General features: G+C 38.1%; 1 protein-coding gene. It reads left to right on the forward strand.

The genetic code is table 11. The annotated features are described in order from the left end of the window. Positions 1-732, forward strand: a 732-nt coding sequence (locus ACFFHK_RS09775; RefSeq protein ID WP_382371935.1) for an integrase domain-containing protein, incomplete at its 5' end; no start/stop codon positions are given. Positions 733-843: the final 111 nt, after the last annotated feature.

Below are 843 nucleotides of genomic sequence, written 5' to 3' on the forward strand. Positions count from 1 at the left end.
AAAGGTAAGCACATTCGATTTTTGGTCGAAAAGTGGAAATCTGATCCCAATCTCTCAACAGGTACAATTAAAAACAGAATGAGCCATTTGAGATGGCTTGCAGAACATATTGGAAATCCTCGCATCGTAGAACGCTCTAATTCGAGCTATAACATCGAAAATAGAAAATATGTAGATAACCATAGCAATAAGGCTAAAAACCTCTCTATGGAGCGATTAGACCGCTTAACGAACGATTTTGTGAAATACTCATTGAGATTACAACAAGAATTTGGATTAAGACGAGAAGAAGCGATTAAATTTCAGCCGAAATTTGCTGATCGGGGAGAAAAAATCGTATTAATGGCGAGTTGGTGTAAAGGTGGAAGAGAAAGAGAAATCCCGATCACGACATCAGCTCAACGGCAATTATTGGATGAAGTACACGAATTTTGTCGAAAAAATGGTGTAAAATCGTTAATTCCGCAAGAAAAAACGTATAAACAGCAAATGCGAACATACGAGTATCAGACCGCTAAAGTCGGTGAAGTTAAAAATCACGGTTTACGCCACGCATACGCACAAAGACGATTTGAGCAGCTATCGGGACTTACATCACCTAAAAATGGCGGAAAAACGTCTAGAAAGCTGTCTGAAAGCGAAAAACAAGCAAATTTAAAGGCTCGATTGCAAGTAAGTAGTGAGCTTGGTCATAATCGAGAAGAAATCACTGCGGTCTATGTTGGGCGATGAGGTAGGTAATATGCTAAATAAATACGATATGTCGGAAAAATTAGTAAGAACAGGATTTTCTTATGAACAATCAAATACTATTGCCGAAGTTATCGTTCAGAGTATTAGAGA

Origin of the sequence: Gallibacterium trehalosifermentans, from assembly GCF_042433055.1 — a bacterium.
Lineage (GTDB): Bacteria > Pseudomonadota > Gammaproteobacteria > Enterobacterales > Pasteurellaceae > Gallibacterium > Gallibacterium trehalosifermentans.